This window comes from Arthrobacter sp. LjRoot14 (assembly GCF_964253905.1).
Classification (GTDB): Bacteria; Actinomycetota; Actinomycetes; order Actinomycetales; family Micrococcaceae; genus Arthrobacter.
Genome location: NZ_CAXURL020000001.1, coordinates 155,718 through 182,418, shown reverse-complemented (window position 1 = coordinate 182,418; position 26,701 = coordinate 155,718). Strand labels below are relative to the sequence as shown.

27 protein-coding genes are annotated in these 26,701 nt (G+C 67.1%); 8 read left to right on the top strand and 19 right to left on the bottom strand.

The genetic code is table 11. The annotated features are described in order from the left end of the window. Position 1 precedes the first annotated feature (1 nt). The 13 genes from ACSQ12_RS00930 to dacB form a co-directional block, all read right to left on the bottom strand. Positions 2-922, bottom strand: a complete 921-nt coding sequence (locus ACSQ12_RS00930; protein WP_209741666.1) for a Rossmann-like and DUF2520 domain-containing protein — start codon at positions 920-922, stop codon at positions 2-4. Further along, complete coding sequence (locus ACSQ12_RS00925; RefSeq protein WP_436063964.1) at positions 915-2,540, bottom strand: PH domain-containing protein; 1,626 nt, start codon at positions 2,538-2,540, stop codon at positions 915-917. Before ACSQ12_RS00925 ends, ACSQ12_RS00930 begins: the two co-directional genes overlap by 8 nt. After that, positions 2,537-3,049 carry a PH domain-containing protein gene (locus ACSQ12_RS00920; RefSeq protein ID WP_436063963.1) on the bottom strand — a complete coding sequence of 171 codons (513 nt, stop codon included), beginning with the start codon at positions 3,047-3,049 and terminating at the stop codon, positions 2,537-2,539. The genes ACSQ12_RS00925 and ACSQ12_RS00920 overlap by 4 nt, the downstream gene beginning before the upstream one ends. Beyond that, complete coding sequence (locus ACSQ12_RS00915) at positions 3,030-3,557, bottom strand: DUF3180 domain-containing protein (protein WP_436063962.1); 528 nt, start codon at positions 3,555-3,557, stop codon at positions 3,030-3,032. Before ACSQ12_RS00915 ends, ACSQ12_RS00920 begins: the two co-directional genes overlap by 20 nt. 3 nt (positions 3,558-3,560) lie before the next feature. Then, positions 3,561-4,115: a 2-amino-4-hydroxy-6-hydroxymethyldihydropteridine diphosphokinase gene (gene folK / locus ACSQ12_RS00910; RefSeq protein ID WP_436063961.1), complete on the bottom strand. Its 555-nt coding sequence runs from the start codon at positions 4,113-4,115 to the stop codon at positions 3,561-3,563. Continuing rightward, the gene (folB, locus tag ACSQ12_RS00905) at positions 4,112-4,471 is read right to left on the bottom strand and encodes a dihydroneopterin aldolase (protein WP_209741670.1); all 360 of its coding nucleotides are present in this window, start codon (positions 4,469-4,471) and stop codon (positions 4,112-4,114) included. Before folB ends, folK begins: the two co-directional genes overlap by 4 nt. A 9-nt stretch (positions 4,472-4,480) precedes the next feature. Next, on the bottom strand, positions 4,481-5,416 hold the full coding sequence (gene folP / locus ACSQ12_RS00900) for a dihydropteroate synthase (RefSeq protein WP_436063960.1): 936 nt from the start codon (positions 5,414-5,416) through the stop codon (positions 4,481-4,483). Between the two features lie 11 nt (positions 5,417-5,427). After that, entirely contained in the window at positions 5,428-6,072 is a 645-nt protein-coding gene (gene folE, locus ACSQ12_RS00895; RefSeq protein WP_436063959.1) for a GTP cyclohydrolase I FolE, read from the bottom strand. 9 nt (positions 6,073-6,081) lie between these two features. After that, the gene (gene ftsH / locus ACSQ12_RS00890; protein ID WP_209741673.1) at positions 6,082-8,151 is read right to left on the bottom strand and encodes an ATP-dependent zinc metalloprotease FtsH; all 2,070 of its coding nucleotides are present in this window, start codon (positions 8,149-8,151) and stop codon (positions 6,082-6,084) included. Between the two features lie 204 nt (positions 8,152-8,355). Beyond that, positions 8,356-8,907: a hypoxanthine phosphoribosyltransferase gene (hpt, locus tag ACSQ12_RS00885; protein WP_011690021.1), complete on the bottom strand. Its 552-nt coding sequence runs from the start codon at positions 8,905-8,907 to the stop codon at positions 8,356-8,358. A gap of 29 nt (positions 8,908-8,936) precedes the next feature. Further along, entirely contained in the window at positions 8,937-9,998 is a 1,062-nt protein-coding gene (gene tilS, locus ACSQ12_RS00880; protein ID WP_436063958.1) for a tRNA lysidine(34) synthetase TilS, read from the bottom strand. Between the two features lie 69 nt (positions 9,999-10,067). Next, positions 10,068-11,186, bottom strand: coding sequence for a zinc-dependent metalloprotease (locus tag ACSQ12_RS00875; RefSeq protein WP_436063957.1), 1,119 nt, complete (start codon positions 11,184-11,186; stop codon positions 10,068-10,070). Between the two features lie 102 nt (positions 11,187-11,288). Then, positions 11,289-12,761, bottom strand: a complete 1,473-nt coding sequence (dacB, locus tag ACSQ12_RS00870) for a D-alanyl-D-alanine carboxypeptidase/D-alanyl-D-alanine endopeptidase (RefSeq protein ID WP_436063956.1) — start codon at positions 12,759-12,761, stop codon at positions 11,289-11,291. A gap of 151 nt (positions 12,762-12,912) precedes the next feature. Here dacB and ACSQ12_RS00865 point away from each other — a divergent pair, with 151 nt between their 5' ends. The 3 genes from ACSQ12_RS00865 to ACSQ12_RS00855 all read left to right on the top strand — a co-directional run bounded on the left by ACSQ12_RS00865 (position 12,913) and on the right by ACSQ12_RS00855 (position 15,652). Further along, positions 12,913-13,401, top strand: coding sequence for an inorganic diphosphatase (locus ACSQ12_RS00865; protein ID WP_209741677.1), 489 nt, complete (start codon positions 12,913-12,915; stop codon positions 13,399-13,401). 151 nt (positions 13,402-13,552) lie between these two features. Then, positions 13,553-14,890, top strand: coding sequence for a carboxylesterase family protein (locus tag ACSQ12_RS00860; protein ID WP_436063955.1), 1,338 nt, complete (start codon positions 13,553-13,555; stop codon positions 14,888-14,890). Positions 14,891-14,893: 3 nt separating this feature from the next. Then, complete coding sequence (locus ACSQ12_RS00855) at positions 14,894-15,652, top strand: DUF429 domain-containing protein (protein WP_436063954.1); 759 nt, start codon at positions 14,894-14,896, stop codon at positions 15,650-15,652. 24 nt (positions 15,653-15,676) lie between these two features. Here ACSQ12_RS00855 and ACSQ12_RS00850 read toward each other — a convergent pair whose 3' ends face one another. After that, complete coding sequence (locus ACSQ12_RS00850) at positions 15,677-18,124, bottom strand: phosphoketolase family protein (RefSeq protein ID WP_436063953.1); 2,448 nt, start codon at positions 18,122-18,124, stop codon at positions 15,677-15,679. A 180-nt stretch (positions 18,125-18,304) separates the two neighbouring features. Between ACSQ12_RS00850 and ACSQ12_RS00845 the strand changes: the two genes are divergently transcribed. The 3 genes from ACSQ12_RS00845 (at position 18,305) to ACSQ12_RS00835 (ending at position 20,248) form a co-directional block, all read left to right on the top strand. After that, positions 18,305-18,967: a hypothetical protein gene (locus ACSQ12_RS00845; protein WP_436063952.1), complete on the top strand. Its 663-nt coding sequence runs from the start codon at positions 18,305-18,307 to the stop codon at positions 18,965-18,967. Next, the gene (locus ACSQ12_RS00840; protein WP_436063951.1) at positions 18,960-19,448 is read left to right on the top strand and encodes a hypothetical protein; all 489 of its coding nucleotides are present in this window, start codon (positions 18,960-18,962) and stop codon (positions 19,446-19,448) included. The genes ACSQ12_RS00845 and ACSQ12_RS00840 overlap by 8 nt, the downstream gene beginning before the upstream one ends. Positions 19,449-19,648: 200 nt before the next feature. Next, positions 19,649-20,248: a MarR family transcriptional regulator gene (locus ACSQ12_RS00835; protein ID WP_209741684.1), complete on the top strand. Its 600-nt coding sequence runs from the start codon at positions 19,649-19,651 to the stop codon at positions 20,246-20,248. Between the two features lie 41 nt (positions 20,249-20,289). Here ACSQ12_RS00835 and ACSQ12_RS00830 read toward each other — a convergent pair whose 3' ends face one another. Then, complete coding sequence (locus tag ACSQ12_RS00830) at positions 20,290-21,153, bottom strand: HAD family hydrolase (protein ID WP_209741685.1); 864 nt, start codon at positions 21,151-21,153, stop codon at positions 20,290-20,292. Positions 21,154-21,902: 749 nt separating this feature from the next. Here ACSQ12_RS00830 and ACSQ12_RS00825 point away from each other — a divergent pair. After that, positions 21,903-22,466, top strand: coding sequence for a hypothetical protein (locus tag ACSQ12_RS00825; RefSeq protein ID WP_436063950.1), 564 nt, complete (start codon positions 21,903-21,905; stop codon positions 22,464-22,466). 26 nt (positions 22,467-22,492) lie between these two features. Here ACSQ12_RS00825 and serS read toward each other — a convergent pair whose 3' ends face one another. Next, entirely contained in the window at positions 22,493-23,773 is a 1,281-nt protein-coding gene (serS, locus tag ACSQ12_RS00820; protein ID WP_436063949.1) for a serine--tRNA ligase, read from the bottom strand. Positions 23,774-23,862: 89 nt separating this feature from the next. Between serS and ACSQ12_RS00815 the strand changes: the two genes are divergently transcribed. Then, positions 23,863-24,957 (top strand): diacylglycerol/lipid kinase family protein, encoded by a 1,095-nt coding sequence (locus tag ACSQ12_RS00815; protein WP_436063948.1) that lies wholly within the window; start codon positions 23,863-23,865, stop codon positions 24,955-24,957. A gap of 37 nt (positions 24,958-24,994) precedes the next feature. Here ACSQ12_RS00815 and ACSQ12_RS00810 read toward each other — a convergent pair whose 3' ends face one another. From ACSQ12_RS00810 to ACSQ12_RS00800, 3 genes are all read right to left on the bottom strand, one after another. Continuing rightward, the gene (locus ACSQ12_RS00810; RefSeq protein ID WP_043429215.1) at positions 24,995-25,204 is read right to left on the bottom strand and encodes a hypothetical protein; all 210 of its coding nucleotides are present in this window, start codon (positions 25,202-25,204) and stop codon (positions 24,995-24,997) included. Positions 25,205-25,296: 92 nt separating this feature from the next. Continuing rightward, a complete protein-coding gene (gene pheA, locus ACSQ12_RS00805) occupies positions 25,297-26,280 on the bottom strand; it encodes a prephenate dehydratase (protein WP_209741689.1) in 984 nt (327 codons plus the stop codon). Positions 26,281-26,364: 84 nt separating this feature from the next. Beyond that, the gene (locus ACSQ12_RS00800) at positions 26,365-26,691 is read right to left on the bottom strand and encodes a rhodanese-like domain-containing protein (RefSeq protein ID WP_011690008.1); all 327 of its coding nucleotides are present in this window, start codon (positions 26,689-26,691) and stop codon (positions 26,365-26,367) included. Between the last annotated feature and the right edge of the window lie 10 nt (positions 26,692-26,701).

Here is a 26,701-nt window from a genome sequence, read left to right as displayed (position 1 = left end):
GTCAGTTTCCTCCAGTGGCCTGCGGCCCGTCGTTGCCCACACCGTCCAGGGCTTTCCGGATGGCATCCAGCTGGTCCGGTTTCAGCAGTCCCCGGCTCCCGGCGCGGTGCGCGGTGGCCCGCGCCATGGCCAGGTAGGCCTCCAGAATATCGCCGCCGGCACCGGCATCGTGTTCCCGCAAGGCCTCCGCGTGCGCGGCGACCGTGCCAACATCGCCCCGGGCCACCGGGCCGGTCAGGGCCGATTCGCCGGAGGCAAGCGCGTTCTCCAGCGTTGCCCGCAGCAGTGGTCCCAGCATGCGCTCGGGCGATTCCACGCCCACTTCGCGCAGCAGCTGCGAGGCCTGGGCCACGAGGGTGACCAAGTGGTTCGACCCGTGCGCCAGGGCCGCGTGGTACTGGGTGCGGTCCCCTTCCGCAATCACCACCGGCTCGGCGCCCATCTCCACCACCAGTGCCTGCGCAATCGGCAGCATCGCAGCGTCCGCCGTGACCCCGAACGTGCAGTCCAGCAGCCGGGTGAGGTCCAGGCTCATGCCGGTGAAGGTCATGGCGGGGTGCAGCGCGAGCGGGACGGCGCCGGCTGCCCGGACCGGATGCAGGATGCCTACGCCGAAGCGGCCCGAGGTGTGGGCCACGAGCTGTCCGGGCTGCCAGGCGCGGAGCTTGGCGAGGCCTTCCACGAGCCCGCCGAGGGCGTCGTCGGGGACGGCCAGCAGCACCAGCTCGGAGCGTTCCACGATGTCCTGCACGTCGAGCACCGGCACGCCCGGGAGCAGGGTTTCGGCGCGTTCCCGGCTTGCGTCCGAGACCGCTGAAACCCCGACGACGGCGTGCTCGGCGGCACGCAACGCCGCACCGAGGACTGCGCCCACCTTGCCGGCTCCAATGATTCCGACGCCGAGGCGTCCTGGCTTAGCCATGGTGCGGGCCTTCCTGGTGGTTCTGGGGATGAACTTCCGGCCCCACCACACTAGGTGGGGCCACCTGGGCGAGCCATTGCTCGCTGGTCTGGCGTTTGCGGGCTTTCCGGGCACGGGCGGCCTGGGCATCGAACAGGTCGCGGGCCTCGTCCAGCCCGGCCTGGATGACCCGCGGCGAAACCGGTCCGGCCGTGGTGTGCAGTACGAGGTCCGCCACCCGGAAGCGTCTCGCCAGCGGCCCCTGGTGCAGGGCCATCGACTGCGTGCGCTGGTGCGGAACCACCACCAGCTCGCGCCACAGGCGGCCGGAACGGATCAGCAGCGCCGTGTCCGTGCCGGTGAAACCGTTGCGGCGCCAGCCCAGCGGTGCCAGCAGGCGCGCGCGGCGCGGGCTGGTGACGAACCCGCCGTCGGGCTCTTCGCCGGACGTCCCCCCGGAGGGAGGCGGCCCGGCCGGGGGGACTGCGGGAGCCAGCCCGGTCAGGCCGGCGGCAAAGACACGGGCCGGGTCCGGCGTTCCCGGGTCGGGGAGCACCAGCGCGAGCATCCTCATGACGTCCGCCAGGACGCCCACCGGGAGGAGCGTGGTGCGCGACGCGCCTTCTCCGTTGCTGCCCGGGCCGCCGTAGCCGGCCACGTTCACCTGCATCCGGTACCAGCCGAAGATCCGCCACAGCGGCGGCTGCGTGATTTTTACGGCCTGGATCCTGCCGGGCGGGAGGGTCTGCGCCTGCGTGTCCAGCAGCCCGTAGCGGAGCCGGATTCCGTCCGGCGAAATGGCGGCGGTGAAGTTGTAGCCCTTGTTGAATGATCCCCAGTAGGCGGCGGCCAGGCCCAGTGCTGCGGGGATCAGGTAGAAGTAGAAGCCGCGGCTTTCAGTGACGGCGGACAGCACCACGGAAGCCGCCGCGCCCAGGACCACGAAGAAACTCTGCTCGCTGAGCAGCAGTGAACCGACAAGGCGCGACGGCGGCACGGACAGGACGGCGTATTCCGGCACCTCGGGCAGGGCTGCTTCGGGTTGCGCGGGGTCTGGTTCCAGCCCGGCCGCCCGGGCCAGGATGGTGGCCCGGAGCTGGCGGGCGTCGTCAATGCGAAGGTAGGCGAGTCGCACGGCCGATTCGCCGGCGTCGGCCACCTCGAACTTGAGCTCGGCGAGGCCGAAGATCCTGGCCAGGAGCGGCTGCACGATGTCGATGGCCTGCACCCGGTCCAACCGGGCCTGGCGCTGCTGCTTGAACAGGAAGCCGGTGTTCACCCGGACGAAGCCTCCGGCCACCTGGTACCGGGTGAAGTACCACGTGGTGATGAACCCCAGTACGGCCAGCACCAGGACCAGTCCGCCGCCGGCAAGAAGGAACGGTACTCGCCCGGAATACATCTCGTCCATGAGGGGGCGGCCCTGCAGCATGCGTTCGAAGGTGTCGCGGCCGAAGAAGAAACCGATGGCGGCAAGCGCGACCCAGCCCCGGATGAACGGTGACGCGGGATGTACGCGCAGCCACTCGCCGTCGGGCTTTCCGGTGATCTGCCCGGCAGGGGTGGGGGTTGGCCCGGGAGCACCGGGGACCGGCCCGGATCCGGCGCCGCCGGGTGTTACCGCGCTGTCAGGGGTCACAGCCCGGCCAGCCGTGCAGCGCCCCGGGCGGACAGCTGCTCGCGGAGCCGCGCCCCCTCGTCGGCCGGCAGGCCGGGAATCTCAGCATTGGTGCCGGCCGAGGCGGTGTGCAGCTTCAGCGTGCACAGGCCCAGGCCGCGTTCGACGGGACCCACTCCGATGTCCACGTACTGCATCCGGCCGTAGGGAACCACCAGTGTGCGCTGGAAGAAGATGCCGCTGCGGATCAGGAGGTCGTCGTCGCGCTCGGCGTAGCCGATGGCCCGCACCTGGCGGGGAATCAGCAGCAACCGCCAGACGGCCAGCAGCAAAGTGACCGCCGGGACGGTGACGGCCAGCCAGAGCGGGACCCACGCCCACCAGCCCGCCAGCCTGAACACGAGCGGCAGCGACAGCAGCGCCACGACGATGAGGTTCCCGAACGCCCATTCGACGAGGCGGACGGTCACGTATTTGGGCGAAACCCGGAGCCAGGAAATACCCGGCGGATCAATCGCCTCGGTAGGCATATTCGCCTTCCCCTTTGGGCTTGCGGGCGCCCCGTCCCGGAACTCCGGGAGTCCCGTCGGCGTCGCCGTCTTCGGGCGGGATCCGGCAGAAGCGTTCCACAACAAGACCCACGATGATCATGGCCAGTCCCCCGCCGGCCATGGAAAGGGCCAGCCAGGTGATTCCCTGGTCGCTGCGCAGGTTCCAAAGCCTGAGCAGGTCCAGGAAGATTCCGGCGTGCCAGCCCAGCAGCACCGTTCCGGTGTACGCACAGGCCTGGGCGAGGACCAGGGTCCAGGCGGCCAGGATGGGGTTCAGCATTTTCTTCTTCTTGCCGTTCCGCCAGCGCAGGACACGGATCCCCAGGACCAGCGTGAGCGCCACGATCACTCCCATGGTCACCAGCCCGGTCTGGGGCAGCACCGGAGTGGCCAGGCCGTAGCGGGTGGTCATGACGGCCGCGAACCAGCCGGCAATGGCCAGGATCAGCCCGACGACGATCAGGAGGAAGGGATTGACTGGTTTCACGGCCTACTCCACTGCTCCTGCTGTGGGAAGGCCGTCGAAGTCGCCGAAGCCGTCGAAGGGGGCAAGGTCCGGGAAGTCGGCGGCCCTGGCGGCGAGTTCGCCCACCCGGACGCCGTTAAGCTCTGCCGAGGGGTCGATGAGCGACCACGGGTAGAGCACAAACGCCCGCTCCGCAGCGCGGGGATGCGGCAGTGTCAGCGCAGGATCCGAACTCACGACGTCCCCGTAGGCGATGATGTCCACGTCCAGGGTCCGCGGACCCCACCTGACTTCGCGCACCCGGTGGTGCTTGTTTTCCACAGCCTGGCAATGGCGCAGCAGCTCCGACGGCGGCAGCGAGGTTTCCACCGTGATCACCATGTTCAGGAAATCAGGCTGGCCCTCGGGTCCGCCCACGGCCTTTGTCTGGACCACCGGGGAAACCGCGGTCAGCCGCACTTCCGGCCGGTCCACGAGGTCGGCGACGGCGCTGGAGAGGGTGTCGTTCCGCTCCCCCAGGTTGCTGCCGAGGGCCAGCACCGCACGGACGTACGGGTTGTTCGAATACGACGGGTTCATGACCGCCGCCGATGCACGCTGACGGAGACGTCGCCGAACTCCACCTCAATGGGGGCCTTGGGCTTGTGCACCGTGATGTCCACGGCGGCCAGCGGGAATTCCTGCAGGAGGTCTTCGGCGATGCGGACGGCCAGGGCCTCGATCAGGTTGAGCGGGTCGCCGGTGATCCAGTGCTTGATGCGTTCGGCCACCTCGCCGTAATGGGCGGTGTCCAGGACGTCGTCCGAGGCTGCCGCCTTCGCGAAGTCCAGGTGCAGCACGGCATCAACGATGAACGGCTGGCCGTTGCGGCGTTCAAAATCGAACACCCCGTGATGGCCGACGGCGGTAACACCGCTCAGCGTGATTGTGTCCATGGTGGCTGCCTAGTTGGTGGGACTGGAATGGCCGAGCGGTCCGGCGGACATCCGTGCGGCAACCTTGACGGCGTCAAGGCTGGGTCCGACGTCGTGCACGCGCACAGCCCATGCGCCGCGGGCGGCGCTGATGGCGGTGATGGCGGCGGTCGCGTGGTCCCGTTCGCCGGGAGCGGCAGCCTTGCCCGCCACGGTCAGCAAGGTACCAAGGAAGCGTTTGCGGGAGGCGCCCACCAGGATCCTGTGGCCCAGCGCCTCCAGCGGACCCATGTTCCGCAGGAGCTCCCAGTTCTGGGCATCGTTCTTGGAGAAGCCCAGGCCCGGGTCCACGATGATCTGTTCCGGCGCCACTCCGGCCGCATACAGTTTGTCCCGCACGCCCACCAGTTCAGCGGCTACATCCTCCGCCACGTTGCCGTAGTCCGTGAGCGAGTTCATGGTCTTGGCATCGCCACGGCGGTGGGTCAGCACGTACGGGACGCCCGTGCGGGCGGCCAGTTCGGCCATCTCGGGCTCCATCGTCAGCCCGGAAACGTCGTTGATGATGGTGGCGCCGGCCTTGAGGGCAGCGGCAGCCGTTGAAGCGTGGGTGGTGTCGATGCTGACCAGGGCGCCGGCCTTGACCATGGCCTCGATCACCGGCAGCACACGGCGCTGCTCTTCTTCGGGGCTGACTTCCTCCGCGCCGGGGCGGGTGGATTCACCGCCGACGTCGATGATGTCGGCACCCGCGTAGAACATCCGAAGGCCGGCCGCTATGGCGGTGTCCGGCGTCGGGTGCTTCCCGCCGTCGCTGAAGGAATCCGGGGTGACGTTCAGGATGCCCATCACCAGCGTGCGGTCCGTGGGGAGATCTTCAAACTTGGCTGCCGGCCGCGGTTTACGCAGGATGGGCAAGGGGCTTGTTGCGGGTCCGGTTCCAGGGGCTGCAGCTAGGGAGTCCATAGTCTGTTTTATTACCTTCCGAGTATGAGGCTCATGGCTTCGGCACGGGTGGCCGGGTCATGCAGTTGACCGCGCACGGCGCTGGTGACGGTCTTGGCACCGGGCTTACGGATGCCTCGCATTGACATGCACAGGTGTTCGCATTCGACCACGACGATCGCTCCGCGCGGCTTCAGGTGCGTTACCAGTGCTTCAACGATCTGGGTGGTGAGCCGTTCCTGCACCTGGGGTCGCTTGGCGAACATGTCCACCAGCCTGGCGAGCTTGCTCAGCCCGGTGACCTTGCCGTCGTGGGAGGGAATGTAGCCAACGTGCGCCACGCCATGGAACGGCACCAGGTGGTGCTCGCAGGTGGAGTAGAACGGGATGTCCTTGACCAGGACCAGTTCCTCATGGTCCAGGTCGAAGGTGGTGGACAGGATTTCCGCGGGGTCGTGGTGCAGGCCGGCGAAAACCTCCGCGTAGGCCTTGGCCACCCTTTTGGGGGTGTCCAGGAGCCCGCCGCGGTCCGGGTCTTCCCCGATGGCCAGCAGGATTTCCCGGACCGCCGCCTCGATCCGCGGCCGGTCAACCTTGGTGTGGCCGGCGTGCTGCGAGTGGCCCGCAGCCGAGCGATCGGGGCTGGCGGAAACGTCGTCGTCGTCGAAATGAGTCACAGAAGAAGCTTAGCCGTGCTGCGGTCCGTCGGTGCTGACGTCCGTAACACCGCCGCCGAAGGTCTCCTGTCCTGCCACGCCCTGGGGGTGCGGCGGCCGGGCATCCAGCGGCTCCTCCAGGCGGGCTTCCTTGGCTTCCTCCTGGGCTTCACGTTCGGCCCGCTCGTGTCGGGACTCCACGGGGCCGGCGGTCTGCACCGGCCGGCTTTCCTTGGAGAGCCACACTTCACGGAAGTCACGCTTGCGGATGTCACGGAAGACGTACGCAATTTCGGCCTGGTTGAGGGTCTCCCGTTCGAGGAGTTCCAAGGCCAGGGAGTCGAGGATGTCGCGGTTCTCGGTGAGGATCGCGTAAGCCTCGTCGTGGGCCTGGTCGATCAGCCGCCGCACTTCCTCGTCCACGATGTAGGCGATCTGGTCGGAGTAGTTGCGCTCGTGGCCGGCGTCGCGGCCCAGGAACGGCTCGCCGCCGCCCTGGCCGAGGCGTACTGCACCGACGCGTTCGCTCATGCCGAACTCCGTGACCATCTTGCGGGCCGTCGACGTGGCCTTCTCGATGTCGTTGGAGGCGCCGGTGGACGGATCGTGGAAGACGATTTCCTCGGCCACGCGGCCGCCCATGGCGTACGCCATCTGGTCCAGCAGTTCGTTGCGGGTGACCGAGTACTTGTCGTTCTCCGGAACCACCATGGTGTAGCCCAGGGCGCGGCCGCGGGGCAGGATGGTGATCTTGGTGACCGGGGCAGAGTTCCGCAGTGCGGCAGCCACCAGGGCGTGTCCGCCTTCGTGGTAGGCCGTGATCTTGCGCTCGTGCTCCTTCATGACGCGGCTGCGCTTCTGCGGGCCGGCCATGACACGGTCGATGGCCTCGTCCAGGGCGCGGTCGTCAATCAGGTTCGCGTTGGAGCGGGCCGTCAGCAGGGCAGCTTCGTTGAGGACGTTGGCGAGGTCGGCACCGGTGTAGCCGGGGGTCTTCTTGGCAACGGCCTTGAGGTCGACGCCGGGAGCCATCGGCTTGCCTTTGGCATGGACCTGCAGGATCTGGTCGCGGCCCACCAGGTCCGGGGCTTCAACGGTGATCTGGCGGTCGAAGCGGCCGGGGCGCAGCAGGGCCGGGTCCAGCACGTCGGGGCGGTTGGTGGCGGCGATCAGGATGACGTTGGTCTTGACATCGAAGCCGTCCATTTCAACCAGCAGCTGGTTGAGGGTCTGCTCGCGTTCGTCGTTGCCGCCGCCGATGCCCGCGCCGCGGTGACGGCCGACGGCGTCGATCTCGTCCACGAAGATGATGGCGGGTGAGCTGGCCTTGGCCTGCTCGAAGAGGTCGCGGACACGGGACGCACCCACGCCGACGAACATTTCAACGAAGTCGGAACCCGAGATGGAGAAGAACGGCACTCCCGCTTCACCGGCCACGGCGCGGGCCAGCAGGGTCTTACCGGTACCCGGAGGGCCGTAGAGCAGCACGCCCTTCGGGATCTTGGCTCCCACGGCCTGGAACTTGGCCGGTTCCTGGAGGAACTCCTTGATTTCCTGGAGTTCTTCCACGGCCTCATCAGCGCCGGCGACGTCGCTGAACGTCACCTGGGGCATGTCCTTGTTGACCAGCTTGGCCTTGGACTTGCCGAACTGCATGATCTTGGACCCGCCGCCCTGCATCCGGGAGAGCAGGAACCAGAAGAGGACGCCCAGCAGCAGCACGGGAATCAGGAGGGAGAACAGCCCGGAGAACCAGTTGTTTTCGATGGGCTGGTCGGTGTAACCGCTCGAGGGGTCGGCGTCGGTGACGGCCTTGACCACGTCCGCGGCGCGGGCATTGACGAAGAAGAACTGGACGTTCTTGCCCTTGTCCTGGCCGTCGATGACCAGGTTGTCCTTGAGGACAAGGTCCACGCGGTTCTCCGCGTCAAAGATCTTGGCCTGCTCCACCTTGCCCTTGTCCGCAAGGAGCTCGAGGCCCGGTTTTGTGTCGATCCGGGTTGCGCCTCCGGGGGCGAGCGTGGCAAAGGCCAGCAGGAGCATTCCGACCACAACAACGATCCAGATGCCCGGGCCCTTGAAGAAACTCTTAGCTTTCATCTGATCGGGGGCTGGCCCCGTCCCTCCTGGTAGTGCTGCACGGCGACTGGTCTGCGCGCGTGTGGTGCTGCGTCAGCTTCTAGCTATACACCGTTCGGAGTGAATCACGCACGGTGCAGGGCAAAAGTTCCCTCTAGGCGTAGCGGTGCAGGGCCGCGGCCCGCTGGGGGTCCGGCCGGCCGGGAGGGATCCCGGGAAAGGCGCCTATTCGTAGACGTGGGGTGCGAGCGTGCCCACGAAGTCCAGGTTGCGGTACTTCTCGGCGTAGTCCAGGCCGTAGCCCACTACGAATTCGTTGGGGATGTCGTAGCCGACGTATTTGACGTCGATCTGGACCTTGGCGGCCGTGGGCTTGCGGAAGGCGGTGCAGATTTCCACGGACGCGGTGCCGCGGGATTCCAGGTTGGTCTTGAGCCAGGACAGCGTCAGCCCGGAATCGATGATGTCCTCGACGATCAGTACGTCCTTGCCCATGAGGTCCGTGTCGAGGTCCTTGAGGATGCGCACAACACCGGACGACTGGGTCCCGGAACCGTAGGAGGAAACTGCCATCCAGTCCATGGAAACGTGGCTGTGAAGTGCCCGCGCCAGGTCTGCCATGACCATGACCGCGCCCTTCAATACGCCGACGATGAGGAGCTCCCGGCCCTCGTAGTCCTTGTCGATCTGCGCAGCGAGCTCGGTAATCCGCTGCTGGATCTGATCCTTGGTGTAGAGAACGTGCTTGAGGTCTGCCTGGACGTCGTTTGAATCCACCAATGGCTCCTGTGTAGATGCGGGTGCGACTATTCTTGGGGCGGCTTTTGAGGCCGGAATACTAGCTTCCCACAGCGGGCGGCCTCGCGGGGACCGCCGTTGGCGGCATCTCCTGCCCGGCCCGCCGGATTCTGCCCTTCGCCAGCGAGGATTTGCGCCAGCGACAGCCGGTAGGCGCTCACGCCGCCGGGGAGTTCCACGGGGCCGGCCGAACCCTGCCGGCGCAGGAGCGCTTCCGCGGCCAGCAGCCGCTGGTAGCTCGGCTGCTGGCCTCCGACTGCGGCGGCCGCCTTGGCAATCACCCGGAACCGGATGGCGGGAGCCAGTTCGCCCAGCGCGGCTTCGGGGAGGCTGATCCCGCCGCCGGACTGCTCCGCCAGTTGCTCGTAAGTGCTGTTCGCCACGTCGTCGAGGTAGTCGGCGTCCAGTTGCAGGATGGCGGCCGTTCTGGCGAGGGACTCCGCGACGCCGGGACCGAGCTTTTCCTCCAGCATGGGGAGGACCTCCACGCGCGTCCGGGACCGGGCAAAGGACGGGTCGGCGTTGCTGGGGTCGTGCCACGGGTCCAGTCCTTCGACCGCGCAGATCTCCAGGGTGTCGGCACGGCGGAGGCCCAGGAACGGCCGGAGCAGGAGTCCCCGGACGGGCCGCATTCCCGCCAACGAGCGTGTTCCGGAGCCCCGCGCCAGGCCGAGCAGCACCTGTTCCGCCTGGTCGTCCAGGGTGTGGCCGAGGAGGATTGCACCGGCACCGGCCTGGGCGGCGGCTTCCTCGAGCGCGGCGTGGCGGGCGTCCCGGGCCGCGGCTTCGGGGCCGATCCCGGTGGACGCGACGTCAACCCGCCGCACGTCGACGGGGGAAAGCCCCAGATCCCGGAGGACGTCGGCGGTTTGGGCGGCGACGCCGGCGGAACCGGGCTGCAGCTGGTGGTCAACGACGACGGCGCCCACCGACACAGGGTGGCCGTCCACGTGGCCGCGGCGGCCGAAGTAGGACGCGACGGCCGCGAGGGCCAGGGAATCCGGGCCGCCGCTGCAGGCGACGAGCACCCGCTCGGGGTAGCCGGCATCGGCCAGGGCGTTCTGCACCATTTTGCGCGCCTTGCCGACGACGGGCGACAACCGGCCGGGCCGCCGTCGTCCGCTTGGGGCGTGCGACAACTAGAGCCCCATCCGCTCGAGCCAGAGCTTGGCGTCATGGATCTCCGGTTCCGTGGGCAGGTTGCCAGCGGATTCCCACACCCGGTTGAAGCCTTCCATGCCGGCCGCGTCCACCACGGCACGGACAAATTTGGCGCCGTCCGTGTACTGGCGCATCTTGGCGTCGAGGCCCAGCAGGCTGCGGATGAACTTCTCCACGACGCCCCGGTCCTTGCCCCGGGCGTTGAAGCGCTGCCGGATGGTCTTGACGGACGGGACGATGCTGGCGTCGACGGCGTCCATCACCACGTTGGCGTGGCCCTCCAGCAGGCTCATCACGGCTGTCAGGTGCGACAGGGAGGCTTTTTCTTCGGGGTCCTGCAGCAGGTCCAGGATGGCGCCGCGTCCGGGAGCGGTTCCGGCGGCTGTGCGGTCCTTGAGCGACTTGGCCGCAGCGGACGCGCGCTCCAGGAGGGTGTCGACGTTGCCCAGCAGGTGCTCGCTGAGGTTGTCGATTTCGTTGAGCATGTGGTGGCGCAGCCAGGGTGCGGCCGCGAACTGCACGCGGTGCGTCTGTTCGTGCAGGCAGACCCATAGCCGGAAGTCCTCGGGGGCAACATTGAGTTCGCGCTCAACCTGGACGATGTTCGGCGCGACCAGCAGAAGGCGTCCGCCGGCGGGGGCCGTTGAGTCTTCGGCGAGCGCCGAGAAGGGATCGTACTGGCCCAGGACCTTGCTGGACAGGAAGGCGAGCACGGCGCCCAGCTGACTTCCCGTGATGGCTCCGCTGACGGACGCCGCGCCGGGGCTCATGGTTCCGCGGCGGCCCTCCAGCATCTTTTCCATGGCGGGCTTCAGCATGACGGCGAAGCTCTGGGTGTTGGCCTTGGCCCAGGAGGCGCGGTCCACCACCAGCACGGAGGAATCGCGGAGGTCCCGCGCGGCTTCCAGCCCGGTGATGTCATGGACGTGCGGCACGGAGATGTCCGCCATCAGGCGCAGGTTCTCCACGGCGCTGCCGATTTCGGCGGACCCTAGCGAAGGGCCGGCCGGAGCCAGCCGCGCAGCTGTTGACGCCGCGAGCTCCCAGTTGATCAGCGCTTGGGCCTGTACTGATGAATCGCCTGCAGTTGACTCCATAGCGTCCATCAGATCACAGCACCCCGCGGTTGCGCCTTAAGTTCGCTGACCGGCGAACCGGCCGGGTGCCGGACGGGCGGGCGCTGCGGCCGGGGCTGGTGGTTAGCGGCAGCCGCAGGAGGCCAAGGCTGATGCAGTGCGGTCCAGCGCCGTCCTGTTTCCCGCAGCGCCGGGCTCCAGGCCGTTCCCTATAAAGGAGAACACCAGGAGGCGTCCGTCGGCGTCCACCACGTAACCGCTGAGGGCGATCACGAAGTTCAGGGTTCCGGTCTTTGCCCGCACCAGCCCCGCACCGCCCTCCGTGGACGCGTCGGTGTACCTGCTGCCCAGGGTTCCGGTCAGGCCTGCCACCGGGAAGCCGCCGATGGCAGCCCGCAGGCTGTGTTCGGTTCCGGAGGTGATGGCCCTGACGATCTCCGACAGCTGACCGGCCGACACCTGGTTTCCCAGTGACAGGCCGGAGACGTCGGCCACGCGGAGGCCGTCCGTGGGGATTCCCAGATCCTGCACCTGCTGGTACACGGTGGCCGTGGCGCCGTCATTGCTGCCGGGTTGTCCGGTGGCCACGGCCGCCAGGCGGCCCAGCACCTCCGCCAGGTAGTTGTCCGAGGTCTGCAGCATCAGGTCCACCTGCTGGCGGAGCGTGGCGGACTGGACTTCGGCAAGCACCCTTCCGCTTTCCGGGGCCTTGGCGCGCTCGACGCCGGCAGTGACGGACAACCCGGCGGCGGCACCTGCCGCTGTGAGCTGGGCGGAGAACGCCTCCGCAGCAGCCATGGCTGCGTCCTGCGGGCGCGGTCCGGTGGTGACAGCGGGGTCGTACCTGGCCGAGTTGAGGGCCAGCGGGAACAGGGGCGCGGTCTCGCCTGCGGCCACATCGTCCGGGCTCCATGTCGGGTTCAGGGCGGGGCCGGTAAATAAGGAGTCGTCCAGCCGGACTTGCACCGGACCCTTGACGCCGTTTTCCTGCAGCGACTTAACCGTGAGCCCGGCAAGCGTGGCCAGTCCGGCGTGGCCCATCACGGCGTCGCGGGAGGACTCCCCGGCACCAAGCAGGACGTCGCCGCCGCCGGTCAGCACAACCGATCCCGCCTCGGCGCCGGCAACCACCGTGGTGCTGAAGCGCTGATCCGGTCCGATGGCACGGAGAGCGGCAGCGGCCGTCAGGAGCTTCATGTTGGAGGCCGGCACCCTGCCACCGGCGCCGTCCCGGTCAAACAGCACCTGGCCGGTGGCGGCGTCCTGCACCACCCCGGTAAATGACCCCCCGCCGTCGGTCTTCAGGGTGGCATCAAGCTGCGCGGCGAGCGTGTCCGGCCACGGGACGGGAGCCGAGTCCTTAAGGGGTGAAATGCCCTGCGGAAGGGAAAGGTCCCGTGGGACCTGCTGCCAGGCGGGAACCGCGGACTCAGTGCTTTCCGGGTTGGGCCGCTGGCCCGTCAAGGCGGGGGCTACGAGCATGGCCGCCGGGACTGCGAGCGCCACGATCAGGATGGTCAGCAGCGCCAGCGGCAGTTGCCGCCTGATGATCTCAAACCAGGGATGCCTGGCCGCGCGGCTCATCGTGCGTTTCATGCTGCTGCTGGTCCTTTAGTCCTGAAATGTCCCCACTAGTTCATGAAACCTGGGCCTATCGCTATATCCTCAATAGTAGTCGGCGGCACCGACACTCCTTTTGCTGGTAACTCCGTGTGCCGCGAACACCCCTGAAGTCGAGGAGCATTCCATGAAGCATGACGTGACCATCGAGATCCCCAAGGGATCGCGCGTCAAGTACGAAGTCGATCACGAGACCGGCCGCGTCCGCCTGGACCGCGTCCTGTTCACCTCCATGCAGTACCCCACCCACTACGGCTTCTTCGAGAACACCCTCGGCGAAGACGGCGACCCGCTGGATGCACTGGTGCTCCTGCAGGACTTCGATCTGCACCCGGGCGTCATCGTTGAGGCCCGCCCCATCGGCGTGTTCAACATGACGGACGACGGCGGCGGGGACGCCAAGGTTCTTTGCGTTCCTGTCGACGCCCGCTTTGACCACATCAAAGAGGTCAGCGACGTCAGCGAATACCTGATCAAGGAAATCGAGCACTTCTTCACCCGCTACAAGGACCTGGAACCGGGCAAGTGGGTCAAGGCTGAAGGCTGGGGCGACCGCGCCGCTGCAGAAGCCGAACTGGAAGCCTCCATCAAGCGCTACGTTCCGGCAGCGCACTAGCAGCCAGTCCGACGGCGGGTGCCGGGTTCACGCGATCCCGGCCTCGCCGTCGTCGTTTGCGGAGTTTTTGTCCAGATATCGGGACTTCCGCAACGACAAAGACCCGATATCTGGACAAAAACTCCGAACAAATCCGTGAAATTGTTGCCCTATGAACGCCCCTGCCTTTAGTCCTCCGTGCTTCAGTCCTCCCTGCGGGCCGGTCACCGGCTGGCGGGACGGCGACGTTGTGCGCGCCACGGGAATCCCCTATGCAACGGCAGGCCGTTTCCAGCCGCCGGCAAGTGCACCCGGCTGGACCGAGGTTCTTGCCGCCACCTCGCTCTCGCCCGCCTGCCCGCAGGGTCCGGTGCCGTTCCTGGATGACATCCTGGGAACCCGCTACGGTGAGCTTCCCGGCAGCGAGGACTGCCAGCGGCTCTCGATCACCATTCCGGCGGACCTCGCAGACGGCGAGCGCGTCCCGGTCATGGTTTGGCTCCATGGCGGGTCCTACACCTCCGGCTCCGGGGACCTGGCCATCTTCGACCCCAAGGCCCTGGTTGCCGAGAACCGGGTCATCGTTGTGTCGGTGACGTATCGTCTCGGTCTGTTCGGATACCTGGCAACGGGCACGGGACGCCCTGCCAACCTTGGCCTGCTGGACCAACTGGAGGCGTTCCGCTGGGTGCAGCGCAACATCGGCGCCTTCGGCGGTGATCCGGAACGCGTCACCGCCTTCGGCCAGTCAGCAGGCGGCGATGCCGTCGTCCACCTGATGGCGACCCCGGAAGCGCCGTCGCTGTTCCAGCGCGCCATCATCCAAAGCGCACCCCTGGGCATCACCCGTGGCCGGGAAAAAATGAGCGCCGCGATGGGTGTCGCCGCGGAACATGTCACCGAAGACACCCCTGCGATGGACGTGGTGGCCATTGAAGGGCGTGTTTCGCAGGTGGCCCGGAAGTTCGGGCTGAGGGCGGCAATGCCCTTCGGTACGCAATACGGACACGCGCCCCTGCCGCCGGAACACGAGATTGAAGCCGCGTGGAACGCGACCGCCCCTGGGATCGAGGTCCTGATCGGCCACACCGCCGACGAGGCGCGCCTGTTCCTGCCGGGCAACCCCGTCGCCAGCCGTCTCGCCAGGGTTCCGGTCGCCGGGACCGCCGTCGTAAACGCAATCAGCCGGGCCGTGACCGAAGCCGTGTACGGCCGGTCCGCCAGGAAGTTCGCCCGGCGGCACGCCCGGGCGGGAGGAAAAGCGTACAGCTACGTGCTTACGTGGGCCGCGCCCGGCAACTTCTTCGGGGCCGCCCACACTGTTGACCTGCCGCTGCTGTTCGGCAACGAGCAGACCTGGGCGGCCGCCGGCCTCGTCGCGGGCGCCTCCTGGGACGAGATCAACGCCCAGGGCCGCGCCCTCCGCGCCGTCTGGGCCCGGTTCGCTTCCGGGGAAGGCCTCGGGAATCGCGGGGAGCTTCCCGGCGCACTCCGCTACCGCTCGGTTTAGCCCGTGAAGACACTGGGCGTGGACCTCGCGGCGGCCACCAGGAAGACCGCAGCGGCAGTCCTTGACTGGACGCACGGCGGTGCACGGCTGGTCCACTTGTCCCTTGACGTCACTGACGAGGACATCGTGGAATTGTTCGGCGGCACTGACATGACGGGCATCGACTGCCCCGTCGGCTGGCCGGACGCCTTCCTGCCCTTCATTGCCGGTCACCTGAACTTCGACGCCCACCCGGTGCTGGACCACGACGGCATCGAGGGCCGCCGGCTCCTGGCCTACCGGGACACGGACCGGTTCGTCACCGGCGCCACAGGGCTGATCCCGCTCAGCGTCTCCGCTGACCGGCTGGCCCACCCCGCCATGCGCTGCGCGGTCATCCAGGCCAAGATCGCCCGGGACCACGGTCCGCAGGCCAGGGACGGGTCGGGCAGGCTGGCGGAGGTCTACCCGGCGGCCTCGCTGAAACTCTGGGGAATCCACGCCCGCGGCTATAAAGGACGCGGCGCCCCGGAAGCAGAGCGGCTGGAACTGATCCTGGACAGCCTGGCCCAAGCCGCGCCCTGGCTGGACCTGGCCGGATACCGTGATGCCCTCGCGGCCTCGGACGACATGTTCGACGCCGTCATCGCCGCACTCACAGCCCGCGCGGTCAGCCTCCGCCAGACTCTCATGCCGCCCGTAGATCACGCTGCCGCCGCCCTCAGCGAAGGCTGGATCCACGTGCCCTCAGGCCCGCTCGCAGCCTTGGCCGGGAGCGGGTGACCGGTTCGGGCTACGCGTCCCGAGCTACCCGCCGAGCGCCCAGTCGCTGATCTCGGCCTGGTCTTCGCCGTGGCTGCGCGTGTGGTTGTGCGCCCGGATACGGCTGTCCTGCAACGACTGGCGCAGCAGGGAGTGCCGCTCCGCCAGGCCGGGAACCCGGTCGATCGCGTCGATGGCCAGTTGGAAGCGGTCGATCCCGTTGAGCATGGCCATGTCGAACGCCGTCGTGGTGGTGCCCTCCTCCTTGTACCCCCGGACGTGCAGGCCCTCCTGGTTGGTCCGCCGGTACGCCAGCCGGTGGATCAGGGACGGGTAGCCGTGATAGGCGAAGATGACCGGCTTGTCCGCAGTGAAGATGCCGTCAAAATCGCGTGAACTCAGCCCGTGGGGGTGCTCGCTGGAATCCTGGAGGCGCATCAGGTCCACCACGTTGACCACCCGGATCTTCAGGCCCGGCGCACCCTTCTTGAGCAGTTCGGCAGCCGCGACGGTCTCCACCGTGGGCACGTCGCCGGCGCAGGCGAGGACCACGTCCGGTTCCTCCCCCGGCACCTCCGAACCGGCGAACTCCCAGATGCCCAGTCCCCGCTGGCAGTGGTGCGCGGCGTCGGCCGGCCCCAGCCAGGTAGGTGAGGGCTGCTTGCCGCTGACCACGATATTGACGTAGTCCCGGGAAGCCAGGCAGTGCTCCATGACGGACAGCAGCGTGTTGGCGTCCGGCGGCAGGTATACACGGATCACTTCCGCCTTCTTATTCACTGCGTGGTCGATGAAGCCCGGATCCTGGTGCGAGAAGCCGTTGTGGTCCTGCTGCCAGACGTGCGAGGACAGGACGTAGTTCAGCGATGCGACCGGCTGGCGCCAGGCAAGCTCCCGGTGGACCTTGAGCCACTTGGCGTGCTGGTTGAACATCGAGTCGACAATGTGGATGAAGGCCTCGTAGCAGCTGAACACTCCGTGCCGGCCGGTCAGCAGGTACCCTTCCAGCCAGCCCTGGCACAGGTGCTCGCTGAGCACCTCCATCACGCGGCCGGCGCGCGCAAGGTGCTCGTCGACGTCGTCGATCCGGTACTGCCACACTTTGTCCGTGACGTCGTAGACGTCCTGGAGGCGGTTGGACGCCGTCTCGTCAGGGCCGAAAAGCCGGAAAGTCTCCGGGTTTTGGGCAATAACGTCCCGCATCCAGCCGCCGAGGGTGATCATGGCGCTGACCCGCTCAACTCCCGGCCGGGGCACCTCGACGGCGTGCTTGCGGTAGTCCGGCAGTTTGAGGTCGCGCAGCAGGATGCCGCCATTGGCATACGGCGTGGCACTCATTCGCAGCTCCCCTTCCGGAGCGTTTTGCGCGACGTCGGTCCGGAGCCGGCCGCTCTCGTCAAAGAGCTCGCCGGGCCGGTAGGACTGGAGCCATTGCTCCAGCTGGGCCAGGTGCTCCGGGTTGGTACGGACTTCGGACAGCGGCACCTGATGGCTCCGCCAGGTGCCTTCCACCTGTTTGCCGTCGACCTGCTTGGGCCCCGTCCAGCCTTTGGGCGAACGCAGCACAATCATGGGCCACTGGGCGGCGCCTGCGTCGTCTGCGGAGTCGTCATCCGACACCGCCCCGGCAGCGCGGCGCTCCGCCTGAATGGCGCGGATCTCGGCGAGGCACGTGTCCAGGACAGCGGCGAAGTCACGGTGGGCCCCCTCGACATCGTCCGGGTCCGTCACCGTGACGAAGTGCGGCGTGTGGCCGTAGCCGCGCAGCAGTTGTTCCAGCTGGGCTTCCGGCATCCGGGCCAGGACCGTGGGGTTGGCGATCTTGTAGCCGTTCAGGTGCAGGATGGGCAGCACGGCGCCGTCAGCCACGGGGTCCAGGAAGTTGTGCGAGTGCCAGCTGGCCGCGAGCGGCCCGGTTTCGGCCTCGCCGTCACCGATCACGACGGCGGTAATCAGCTTCGGATTGTCGAAGACGGACCCGTAGGCGTGCGCCAGCGAATATCCGAGTTCGCCGCCCTCGCTGATGGAGCCCGGAGTCTCGGGCGCCGCGTGGCTGGGGATGCCGCCCGGGTAGGAGAACTGCCGGAACAGCTCAGCGAGCCCCGGTTCATCGTTGCCCACGTTGCTGTAGATCTCCGAGTAGGTCCCCTCCAGCCACGCGTTAGCCACCACGGCCGGGCCGCCGTGGCCGGGACCAGCGATGAACAGCATCTCCTGCCGGTCGCGCCTGATGACCCGGTTGAGGTGGGCATAGACAAAGTTGAGCCCGGGGGTGGTGCCCCAGTGGCCCAGGAGCCTGGACTTGGTGTCCTCCGCGCGGAGCGGTTCGCGCAGCAGCGGGTTGGAGCGGAGGTAGATCTGGCCCACGGACAGGTAGTTGGCCGCCCTCCACCAGCGGTGCACGAGACCCAGGTCGCTGCTGTCGCCTGCCGAAGTCCTTGCTTCACGTGGTTTGGTGTCACTGACTGTGTCCCCACCGAGGGCGTTGGCCATGGCGGTCCTCCGTTTCCGTCAATGCCGCCGTCGGCAGCGTCCTCCCCCATCGCAACACCTTCACGGCACGGGCACAACCTCCGGGCGGGGTGGGTTGTGCTGCCCATCGCGATGCAATAGCCCTCGGGGTAGGGTCAGTCTGTTCGATTCGACGTTGGAATAAGGGGAAACCACGTAGCGATGGTCCATGAAAGAAGCACCAGGCTGGGCAACGAAAAATTTGCCCGGAACACCGGACTGGTCGACCCCGCCACGGGACGCCCGGTCCGTCGGCACACCGCCTCCGGGGCGTCCTACGTGCCTAAGCCGGGTTGGCCTCACTTCTGGGGCCGGGCTCTGGATGCCCTCATTGTGATGGCTGTTTCGGGAGTCCTGATGGCAGTGCTGAACTCCTTGGTCCAGAATCTGGCACTCGGCTCAGTCTCACTGGCGTTGCTGTCCAGCGACGGGCTGTTCGTCGCAGCCCTTGCAGCCGTCTGGTTCCTGGTGCTTTTTGCCTACGGCATGATCATGGGGACTACCGGCAGCCTGGGCGACGCGGCCGCCGGGATGCGTTCTGTCAGAATCGCGGACGGCACGACGTCGGGAGCCTGGCTGGGCGGCTGGCGCGCCGTCTGCTGGTCATTCGCACCGCTCTATTACCTGGCGGCCTTCGCTTCCGCCCTCGGTGGAGGAGGAGGGGATACGTTCGAGGCGAAGTTCACTGCCGTCGACCTCCGGTCAGGCGTCTCCCGCGGGGCGGCCCCGGTCCGGGATCCCCAGCTTGTTGCCGCTGAACAGGCGGCCGCTGGACAGCACGATCGGCTGCCCAAGCTCTACGGCAACGGCAACCGGCGTGGCTGAACCCGGAGGGACCTGGCTGGCACGCCGGGCTGAGCGACAGTATGGGCAGGAACTGGGCCTGTTGCAGTACACGGAGCTGTCATGGCACGTCAGGTGGAAGCTCATGCCGTGGTTCATCTGCGCAGGCTTCGTCTTCGCCGCCGTAGCCGAGTTCACGGGCCAGCCGACGTCCTCCCGAGGTCCCGGACTATTCTCCAACCTCCCGCTATACGCTGTGGCGAGCATTCTCACGGGCTTGGTCCTCTGGTCGCTAACGCTCCTCTGGAGCTTCCGGCGGCTCCTCGTTTTCGACCGGGGCCTTCTCTACCGCTACAGCCAAAAGCACGCCGCAAGGGCAATCTTCTGGGAGGACATCGACGCCGGAAGCCTTCGTTCCGTTGTTGCTCCGGCAGGAACGGCGCCGGGAGGCCTCTCCGTTTCTTCACCTTCACCACACGGAATAGCCCTGACGAGCTGCTGGGCAAGATCCAGGAGGGTCTAATAAATGCTGGCGTCCCGGAAGCCGCAGCCGCATTCCACGCGCTGCCGCCCGCCGTCGTCCGTACCGCGGTGTCTTTGGACTAGATGATGGGTGCATGGTCAGGAACCGCCGCCGCCAGGGTGGGCGGCGGCAGCGCGGAGATGTCCGCCTGTCACATTCCCGCTGAGCCCGGGCCGCCACCGGGTAGTCTGTGATCCACAATGTTCACGCTGACCATCAACCAAACGGACAGCCGGCGCGACGGCGACCGGGTGCCGCAGTTGCTCAAGGACCTGCGGCACATACCGGCGCGCCTTGACTTCGACCGGTCAGTTGAGGACGAGGTCCAGGGCATCGTCGAGTTCCCGCACCAGGCGGTGGAGGCGGCCCTGATCGCCCTTCGCTGCGGCAGCTGGTTCGTGGGGATCGGTGTTGGGCCGGTGAATGAGCCGCTGCCCAACCAGATCAAGGACGCCACCGGGCACGGACTGATCTACGCCCGCCGCGCCGTGGACCGTCTGCGGAACGGCAAGGAACGCGTCCCCGTTGCCGTTGACGGTCCGTTCGCCGATCTCGCCGCGGAAGCTGAGGCTGTCCTGAAGCTCCTCGGCCACATCGTGCATGACCGCAGCGCCGCAGAGTGGCGTGTCCTGGATTTGCTGACTCCCGGCGTGCGGGGCCAGCAGAAGGCTGTCGCCCAGGAGCTTGGCATTACCACCCAAGCCGTCAGCAAGGCCGTGGCAAGGGCCCAGTGGAACGAGGAACACGCGGCCCGCCCGGCCGCGGCACGGCTGCTCCAGCTGATCCTCGAGGTCCGCTGAGCCGCGGCAGCCCCTTGGCCCGGCGCCCTGGAAGCAGCCGCTTAGGAAAGCAGGCTGCGGAGAACGTGCGCAGCGCCGTCGTCGTGGACGGACATGGTGACCTCGTCCGCCGCGGCAAGCACTTCGTCGGGGGCCTGGCCCATGGCGACGCCGCGGCCGGCCCACGCAAGCATCTCGATGTCGTTGCGGCCGTCACCGATCGCCACCGTGAGGTGGGACTCGATGCTCAGGTGTCCGCGCAGGTGCTCCAGGGCACTGGCCTTGGTCACTCCTTCGGCGGCGATGTCCAGCCAGGCGGTCCAGCCAACCGAGTACGTGACGCCGGAGAGGCCGATGTGCTTGATCGCCTCGTTGAATTCTTCGGATGTGTTCTCTGAACTGAACACCACAACGCGCACAGCGGTGGCATCCAGCATGGTCTGGAAGTCCACGCCGATTGCCTCGACGCCGAAGCTTGCGTCCTGGAAGCGCTCGGTGGAAAGGAAGTTGCCGTGCTCGTCCTCCAGCGCATACTTGGCCATGGGAAGCCGCTTGCGGAGGGCACGGAGCGCCGGGCCCGGATCGAACGTGGCCTTGCGGATGACTTCGTAGCCGTCGGGGTGGGCCGGATCGAGCCGGAGCGTCACGCCGCCGTTGCAGCACACCGCGTAGCCCGTGTCGATCCCGATCTGCTCGATGATGGGCAGGGTGGCATTCAGGGACCGGCCGGTAGCGATCAGGACTTCATGGCCGGCGGCCACAACCGCCTGGGCCGCATCACGCACGGGAGCCGACATGTGGCCGTCATGGTTGACCAGGGTGCCGTCAACATCCAGTGCCACCATGAGCTTCTGTGCGGGGTCGTTCTTGCCGTTGTTTCGCTGGTCGTCGTTGCCAGCGACTGAGGTTTCAGTCAATGTTGTCATTCACCTAGTACAGCAGACGCCCCGGTACGCCCGCTAGGACGCACGCCACAGCCACTGTGAACTTGTGGTAAACACCCACAGCTTGTCCACACTGTGGGTGTTTACCTTGGTGTCACCTGACGCCGTGCAGGTGCAAAATCCCCGCCGAGCAGTCAACTCCCGGCGGCGTTCCGGGGGGAGTGGCCCAATTCGAGGGGAGTTGCCGGGACTTATCCACATCCGGTCGGGGGCATCTGGCTGCATCGGGAAGGCCAGCCCAGCATGGGAGCATGGATTCCACTCCCCCTACGCTCATACTTGCCAGCCGAAGGCGTGCCCTCACAGGAAGCAGCCGGAGCCTAAGCCGCGCCTACAACAATGGCGAGTTGGTGAGGGTCAGATTCGGCGTCTATTACAACAAGCAGGCCTGGCTCGCGCTCAAAGCGTGGCAACGATATTCGACCACAATTGCGGCAGTTGCGTGCGGTGACCCGTCAGCGGCCTTTTGCTACCTGACTGCGCTTCGTCTCTGGAGGTTGCCCCTTCCCCGGGTGCCGGAGCACATTCACATGGTCACTCAGTCACCCCACAAAGCTGGTCGGCTCCCACCAACCACCCGTGCTGCAAGGGATCCGGCCACAGGCCTTACCGGGCTGGAGCACACGCGAAGCTACGGAATTTGCCGGCATCACTGGGTCGCTGACATTGTTGAACGCCGAGGTTTCGCGGTCACGTCGCTCGTCCAGACGGTCATTGATTGCATCGTCCGGATGGAGCTACCGGAGGCGGTGGCCGTTGCGGACGCGGTGCTGGGCAACCGCCGCGCGACCGGGGAGGGCCTCACGCGCCCGGAATTGCTGGACGCATCGGTCCTCCTCCGGTCCGCGGCCAAACGCCGCCGGGTCCTGCAGGTACTCGCGCTGGCCGACGAGGCATCTGAATCCGTCGGTGAATCCCGGAGCCGGGCGCTCATCCACGTCCTTGGGCTCCCCGCGCCCGTCCTGCAACACTGCTTCTACGACGACGATGGCCTCATCGGACGGACGGATTTCTACTGGCCCGAACAACGCGTCATCGGGGAATTCGACGGCGACGCAAAGTATCTCGACGACGCCCTTCTCGGCGACAGGAGCACCCGCGAAACCATTCTGGCCGAGAAGAAACGGGAGGACCGGCTTCGGGCGCTCGGCTACAAAGTTGTCCGCTGGGACTGGAAAACCGCAACCAACGCCGGACTGCTGCGGAGGAAGCTCGCGGCCGCAGGTATCACTGCGCAAAAATCCCCGCCGCGTGGCCTAATCCCCCCGGCGTTACCCGGGGAATCGACTACATGACGGGGATTTTTCCGAAAAATAGCAAACTACAGCACCGGCAGTACTTCCAGGCCGCCCAGGTACTTCTGGAGTGCCCGCGGGACGTTCACGGAGCCATCCTCATTCTGGTGGTGTTCCAGGATGGCCACGATCCACCGGGTGGTGGCCAGCGTGCCGTTCAGGGTGGCGACGGCGCGGGTCCCCTTGGGGGCGCCGTCCTCGTTCAGCACGCGCTCACGGATGTTCAGCCGGCGCGCCTGGAAGGTGGTGCAGTTGGAGGTGGAGGTCAGTTCGCGGTAGGCGCCCTGCGTGGGGACCCAGGCTTCGCAGTCGAACTTGCGGGCCGCCGAGTTGCCGAGGTCGCCGGCGGCGGTATCGATCACCCGGTACGGGAGCTCGCACTTGGCCAGCATCTCCTCTTCCCACGCAAGCAGGCGCTCATGTTCGGCGGCGGCCTCTTCCACCGTGGTGTAGATGAACATTTCCACCTTGTTGAACTGGTGGACACGGATGATGCCGCGGGTGTCCTTACCGTGCGACCCCGCCTCGCGCCGGTAGCAGGAGCTCTGGCCGGCATAGCGGATAGGGCCGGCAGAAAGGTCCAGGATCTCGTCCGCGTGGTACCCGGCCAGGGCAACCTCCGAGGTGCCCACCAGGTACAGGTCGTCTTCCGCGAGGCGGTAGATCTCGGCGTCGTGCTTGACGTCGAATCCGGTGCCCTGCATCGTTTCCGGACGGACCAGCGTGGGGGTGATCATGGGGATGAAGCCCGCGTCGATGGCCTGTTCCATGGCCATCTGAAGGAGCGCCATCTCCAGCCGGGCGCCCACGCCGCGGAGGAAGTAGAAGCGTGAACCGGACACCTTGGCGCCGCGCTCCATGTCAATGGCGCCGATCAGCTCGCCGATTTCCAGGTGGTCCTTCGGCTCGAAATCGGCGAACTCGCGGGGTTCGCCGACGGTCTTGACCACAATGTAGTCGTCCTCGCCGCCTTCGGGAACGCCGTCTTCAATCAGGTTGGGGATACCGCGGAGCAGTTCCTCCTGCCGGGCCTGGGCGACGTCCGCCTCAGCCGAAGCAGCCTTGACCGATGCGGCCAGGACTTTGACCTCTGCCAGCAGGGCCTGCTTTTCATCGCCCTTGGCCTGCGCCACCTTCTTGCCGAACGCATTCTGCTCGGCGCGGAGGTTTTCGAAGCGGATCAAAGCCGCACGCCTTGCCGCGTCCGCCGAGACGATCGCGTCCACCACGGACTCGTCGGCGCCGCGGGCGCGCTGGCTGGCACGGAACTTGTCCGGATTTTCGCTGAGGTCTTTTACGTCGATCACCAGACAAGAGTATCGAATCCGCCCGCCATGACGCGGTGGGCCGTACGGACGCCGGTGCGGACGTCCGCGCGGGATAGTGTTGGAGCACCATGAACGATTGGCTGCTCTACCTCATCCTTGCTGCGGCCCTGGCTTTCGCGGTCTCCAGCTGGTGGGGCGTGCGGCGGCTGAAGGCACTGCATACGCGCAGTGCCGTCCAGGAGGACACGCACCATCCGGGCATGGTGCAGCAGAAGGTGGCCGTGGTGATGAACCCGGTCAAGGCGAAATCGTCGGAAGCCCGCGCACTCATCCAGCGCGCCTGCCTGTCCGCCGGCTGGGAAGCCCCCCTCTTTTTCGAGACAACGGCCGAGGACCCCGGATACGCGCAGGCCGAGGCGGCAGTCGCAAGCGGGGCCGACGTCGTCCTCGTGGGCGGCGGGGACGGCACCGTGCGCGTGGTGGCCGAGAAGCTCGCCCGCACGAACGTGCCCATGGGCCTGGTCCCGCTGGGCACGGGAAACCTGCTGGCCAGGAACATCCACCTGGATGTGAACGATCTCCACGGCAGCATCCAGACAGCGCTCTTTGGGCACCAGCGGCACATCGACACGGCCCGCATGGGTATCAGGAACTCCCGGACGGGCGCCTCGTCAGAGCACGCATTCCTGGTGATTGCCGGCATGGGCATGGATGCCGAAGTCGTCGGAGACACCAACGACGGGCTGAAAAAGGCGGTGGGCTGGCTCGCCTACACGGAGGCCGGAGTCCGGCATCTGCCCGGGCGGCGCAAGAAGGTGTCCATTGCCCTGGACGACCAGCCGGAACAGTCCCGGAAGATCCGCAGTGTGCTGTTCGCCAACTGCGGCCTCATTCCGGGCGGCATCGACTTCATTCCGCAGGCAATGATCGACGACGGCATGCTCGACGTGGTGGTGATGAGCCCCCGCAGCGCCATCGGATGGATCGCGATGTACACAAAGATCATGTTCAAGCACAAGGGGAACCTGCCGGTGATGAGCTACTACCGCTCCGGCAAGATCGTCATCAAGTGCGCCGAGCCGGTGGCCACCCAGGTCGACGGCGACCCGTGCGGCGAGGCGACCGACGTTACGGTTCACGTGGAGCCGCGGTCCCTGCTGGTCCGGGTTCCGGAACGCAAGGGCGGCGAAACGCCCGCAAGGGAAGCGTCGGCCCCGCAGTAGGCACCCCGGAGGGAAGCCGTCTGCGGAGACCTGGGACTTAGGCGCTGGCCTTCTTCTCTTCAGCCTCCGCTGCGGCCTTTGCCGCGGCACGGGCTTCGGACTGCTCACGAATCATGGCTTGCTCCTCTTCGAAGCGCAGGCGATCCGCCCTGTCTGCGTCGTCTCCGTCCCAGTCCTGGTTATCGGCAGTCGGCTTGGGATTGACAATCATTCCCTGGCCGTCGTTGTCGCTGCTGGATCCTGACATGACCCGCTCCTTCCGGTAGAGGCCTTCCCCAATGGATCAGGCAAGCATACGCACTGCGGTGCAGGCGGGGAAGTACCCGGAAGGGCGTTTGCCTAAGCTGTGGGCGAACCTTGCGGGGCATGAACAGGCTCGATCGATGCCCCTTTGAGTATCCCTGCCACCCATTCATGTGCAGCCTGGAATGCTTCGTCGGAGGTGTGCTGAGCCACGTCCGGGCTCTGCGCATCCGCCCGCGGGTAGGACCCCAGGAAGCGGGTGGCCGGGCTGATCCGGTGCAATCCCGCCAAGGCATCGGCCACACGCGCGTCCTCCACGTGGCCGTCGGCGTCGATGCTGAAGAAATAGTGGCCAAGGTACTGCCCCGTGGGCCGTGATTCAATGCGGCTGAGGTTCACGCCGCGGGTGGCGAACTGGTCCAGGATCTCCATCAGCGCACCCGGCCGGTCCTCTGGCAGCGGAACCACCACGGTGGTCTTGTCCGCTCCGGTGCGGTGGGGCAGCGCGCCGGGTCGACTGACCAGGACAAACCTCGTTACCGCACCCGGGTTGTCCCCGATGTTCTCCGCCAGCACGTGCAGTCCGGGCTGCTCTGTCGCCACGATCGGGGCGCAGATGGCGGCGTCGTAATGGACGCCGTCCGCGTCCAGCAGCCCCATGGCCCCGGCTGCGGTGGAGGAGGCCGGAATGTATTCCACATCGGGCATGTTCGCTTCTACCCAGAGCCGGCACTGGGCCCAGGCGTGGCCGTGGGTGGAGACCCGGCGGATATCCGCGATTTCCACGCCGGGGCGGGCAACCAGGACGAAGCTGATGGGCACCAGCGCCTCCCGGACAATCCGCAGTTCCGCACCGGACGCGATGGCATCCAGTGTTGCCGTCACGCCGCCCTCCACGGAATTTTCGATGGGCACCATGGCGGCATCGGCGGAGCCGTCACGGACCTTGTCCAGCGCGGTGTTCACGTTGGATGAGGGGATGCGGACTGCCTCGCTTGCACCCGGCACCTGCATCAGCGCAGCCTCGGTGAAGGTTCCCTCCGGGCCGAGGAAAGTGTAGGTGACGGGTTGGGCGGGCATGGACTGTCCTTCGTGATCATGTCTAGGCCGCCCGGTGGGGCGGCCCATGGGGAAACGCTGGTGCCGCGTGTACCAGAGCGCGTGCTAGAGGATGACGGGCTTGAGGCCGTTGTCCGAAACCAGCGGCAGGCCCGACTCGAGCCATTGATCCATTCCGCCGGCCACGTTGAAAGCGGAGTAGCCCTGGCCCACGAGCCACTTGGCCGCCCGGAAGGAACGGCCGCCGGTGCGGCAGATGACGTACACGTCCTCGTCAGGGTCCAGCTCGCCGAGCCGGGCAGGCAGCTGGTCCAGTGGAATGTGCAGGGCACCTTCGGCGTGTCCGGCCGACCACTCGTAGTCCTCCCGCACGTCAAGGATTCTGGCGTCGGCGGGAACGTCGGTCACGGTCACGGTTTCGAAGTCGCTCATGGAAGTCCTC

Bases quoted from the DNA above. Each gene is read 5' to 3' on its own strand.
- ACSQ12_RS00865 (WP_209741677.1), top strand. From the start codon at position 12,913: ATGAAGCATGACGTGACCATCGAGATCCCCAAGGGATCGCGCGTCAAG.
- ACSQ12_RS00810 (WP_043429215.1), bottom strand. From the start codon at position 25,204: ATGTCAGGATCCAGCAGCGACAACGACGGCCAGGGAATGATTGTCAAT.
- pheA (WP_209741689.1), bottom strand. From the start codon at position 26,280: ATGCCCGCCCAACCCGTCACCTACACTTTCCTCGGCCCGGAGGGAACC.
- folK (WP_436063961.1), bottom strand. From the start codon at position 4,115: ATGAACCCGTCGTATTCGAACAACCCGTACGTCCGTGCGGTGCTGGCC.
- ACSQ12_RS00860 (WP_436063955.1), top strand. From the start codon at position 13,553: ATGAACGCCCCTGCCTTTAGTCCTCCGTGCTTCAGTCCTCCCTGCGGG.
- dacB (WP_436063956.1), bottom strand. From the start codon at position 12,761: ATGAAACGCACGATGAGCCGCGCGGCCAGGCATCCCTGGTTTGAGATC.
- ACSQ12_RS00835 (WP_209741684.1), top strand. From the start codon at position 19,649: ATGTTCACGCTGACCATCAACCAAACGGACAGCCGGCGCGACGGCGAC.
- tilS (WP_436063958.1), bottom strand. From the start codon at position 9,998: ATGGTGCAGAACGCCCTGGCCGATGCCGGCTACCCCGAGCGGGTGCTC.
- ACSQ12_RS00815 (WP_436063948.1), top strand. From the start codon at position 23,863: ATGAACGATTGGCTGCTCTACCTCATCCTTGCTGCGGCCCTGGCTTTC.
- ACSQ12_RS00830 (WP_209741685.1), bottom strand. From the start codon at position 21,153: ATGACAACATTGACTGAAACCTCAGTCGCTGGCAACGACGACCAGCGA.
- ACSQ12_RS00845 (WP_436063952.1), top strand. From the start codon at position 18,305: ATGGTCCATGAAAGAAGCACCAGGCTGGGCAACGAAAAATTTGCCCGG.
- ACSQ12_RS00920 (WP_436063963.1), bottom strand. From the start codon at position 3,049: ATGCCTACCGAGGCGATTGATCCGCCGGGTATTTCCTGGCTCCGGGTT.
- folB (WP_209741670.1), bottom strand. From the start codon at position 4,471: ATGGACACAATCACGCTGAGCGGTGTTACCGCCGTCGGCCATCACGGG.
- ftsH (WP_209741673.1), bottom strand. From the start codon at position 8,151: ATGAAAGCTAAGAGTTTCTTCAAGGGCCCGGGCATCTGGATCGTTGTT.
- ACSQ12_RS00850 (WP_436063953.1), bottom strand. From the start codon at position 18,124: ATGGCCAACGCCCTCGGTGGGGACACAGTCAGTGACACCAAACCACGT.
- ACSQ12_RS00825 (WP_436063950.1), top strand. From the start codon at position 21,903: ATGGAGCTACCGGAGGCGGTGGCCGTTGCGGACGCGGTGCTGGGCAAC.
- folP (WP_436063960.1), bottom strand. From the start codon at position 5,416: ATGGACTCCCTAGCTGCAGCCCCTGGAACCGGACCCGCAACAAGCCCC.
- ACSQ12_RS00930 (WP_209741666.1), bottom strand. From the start codon at position 922: ATGGCTAAGCCAGGACGCCTCGGCGTCGGAATCATTGGAGCCGGCAAG.
- ACSQ12_RS00800 (WP_011690008.1), bottom strand. From the start codon at position 26,691: ATGAGCGACTTCGAAACCGTGACCGTGACCGACGTTCCCGCCGACGCC.
- ACSQ12_RS00875 (WP_436063957.1), bottom strand. From the start codon at position 11,186: ATGGAGTCAACTGCAGGCGATTCATCAGTACAGGCCCAAGCGCTGATC.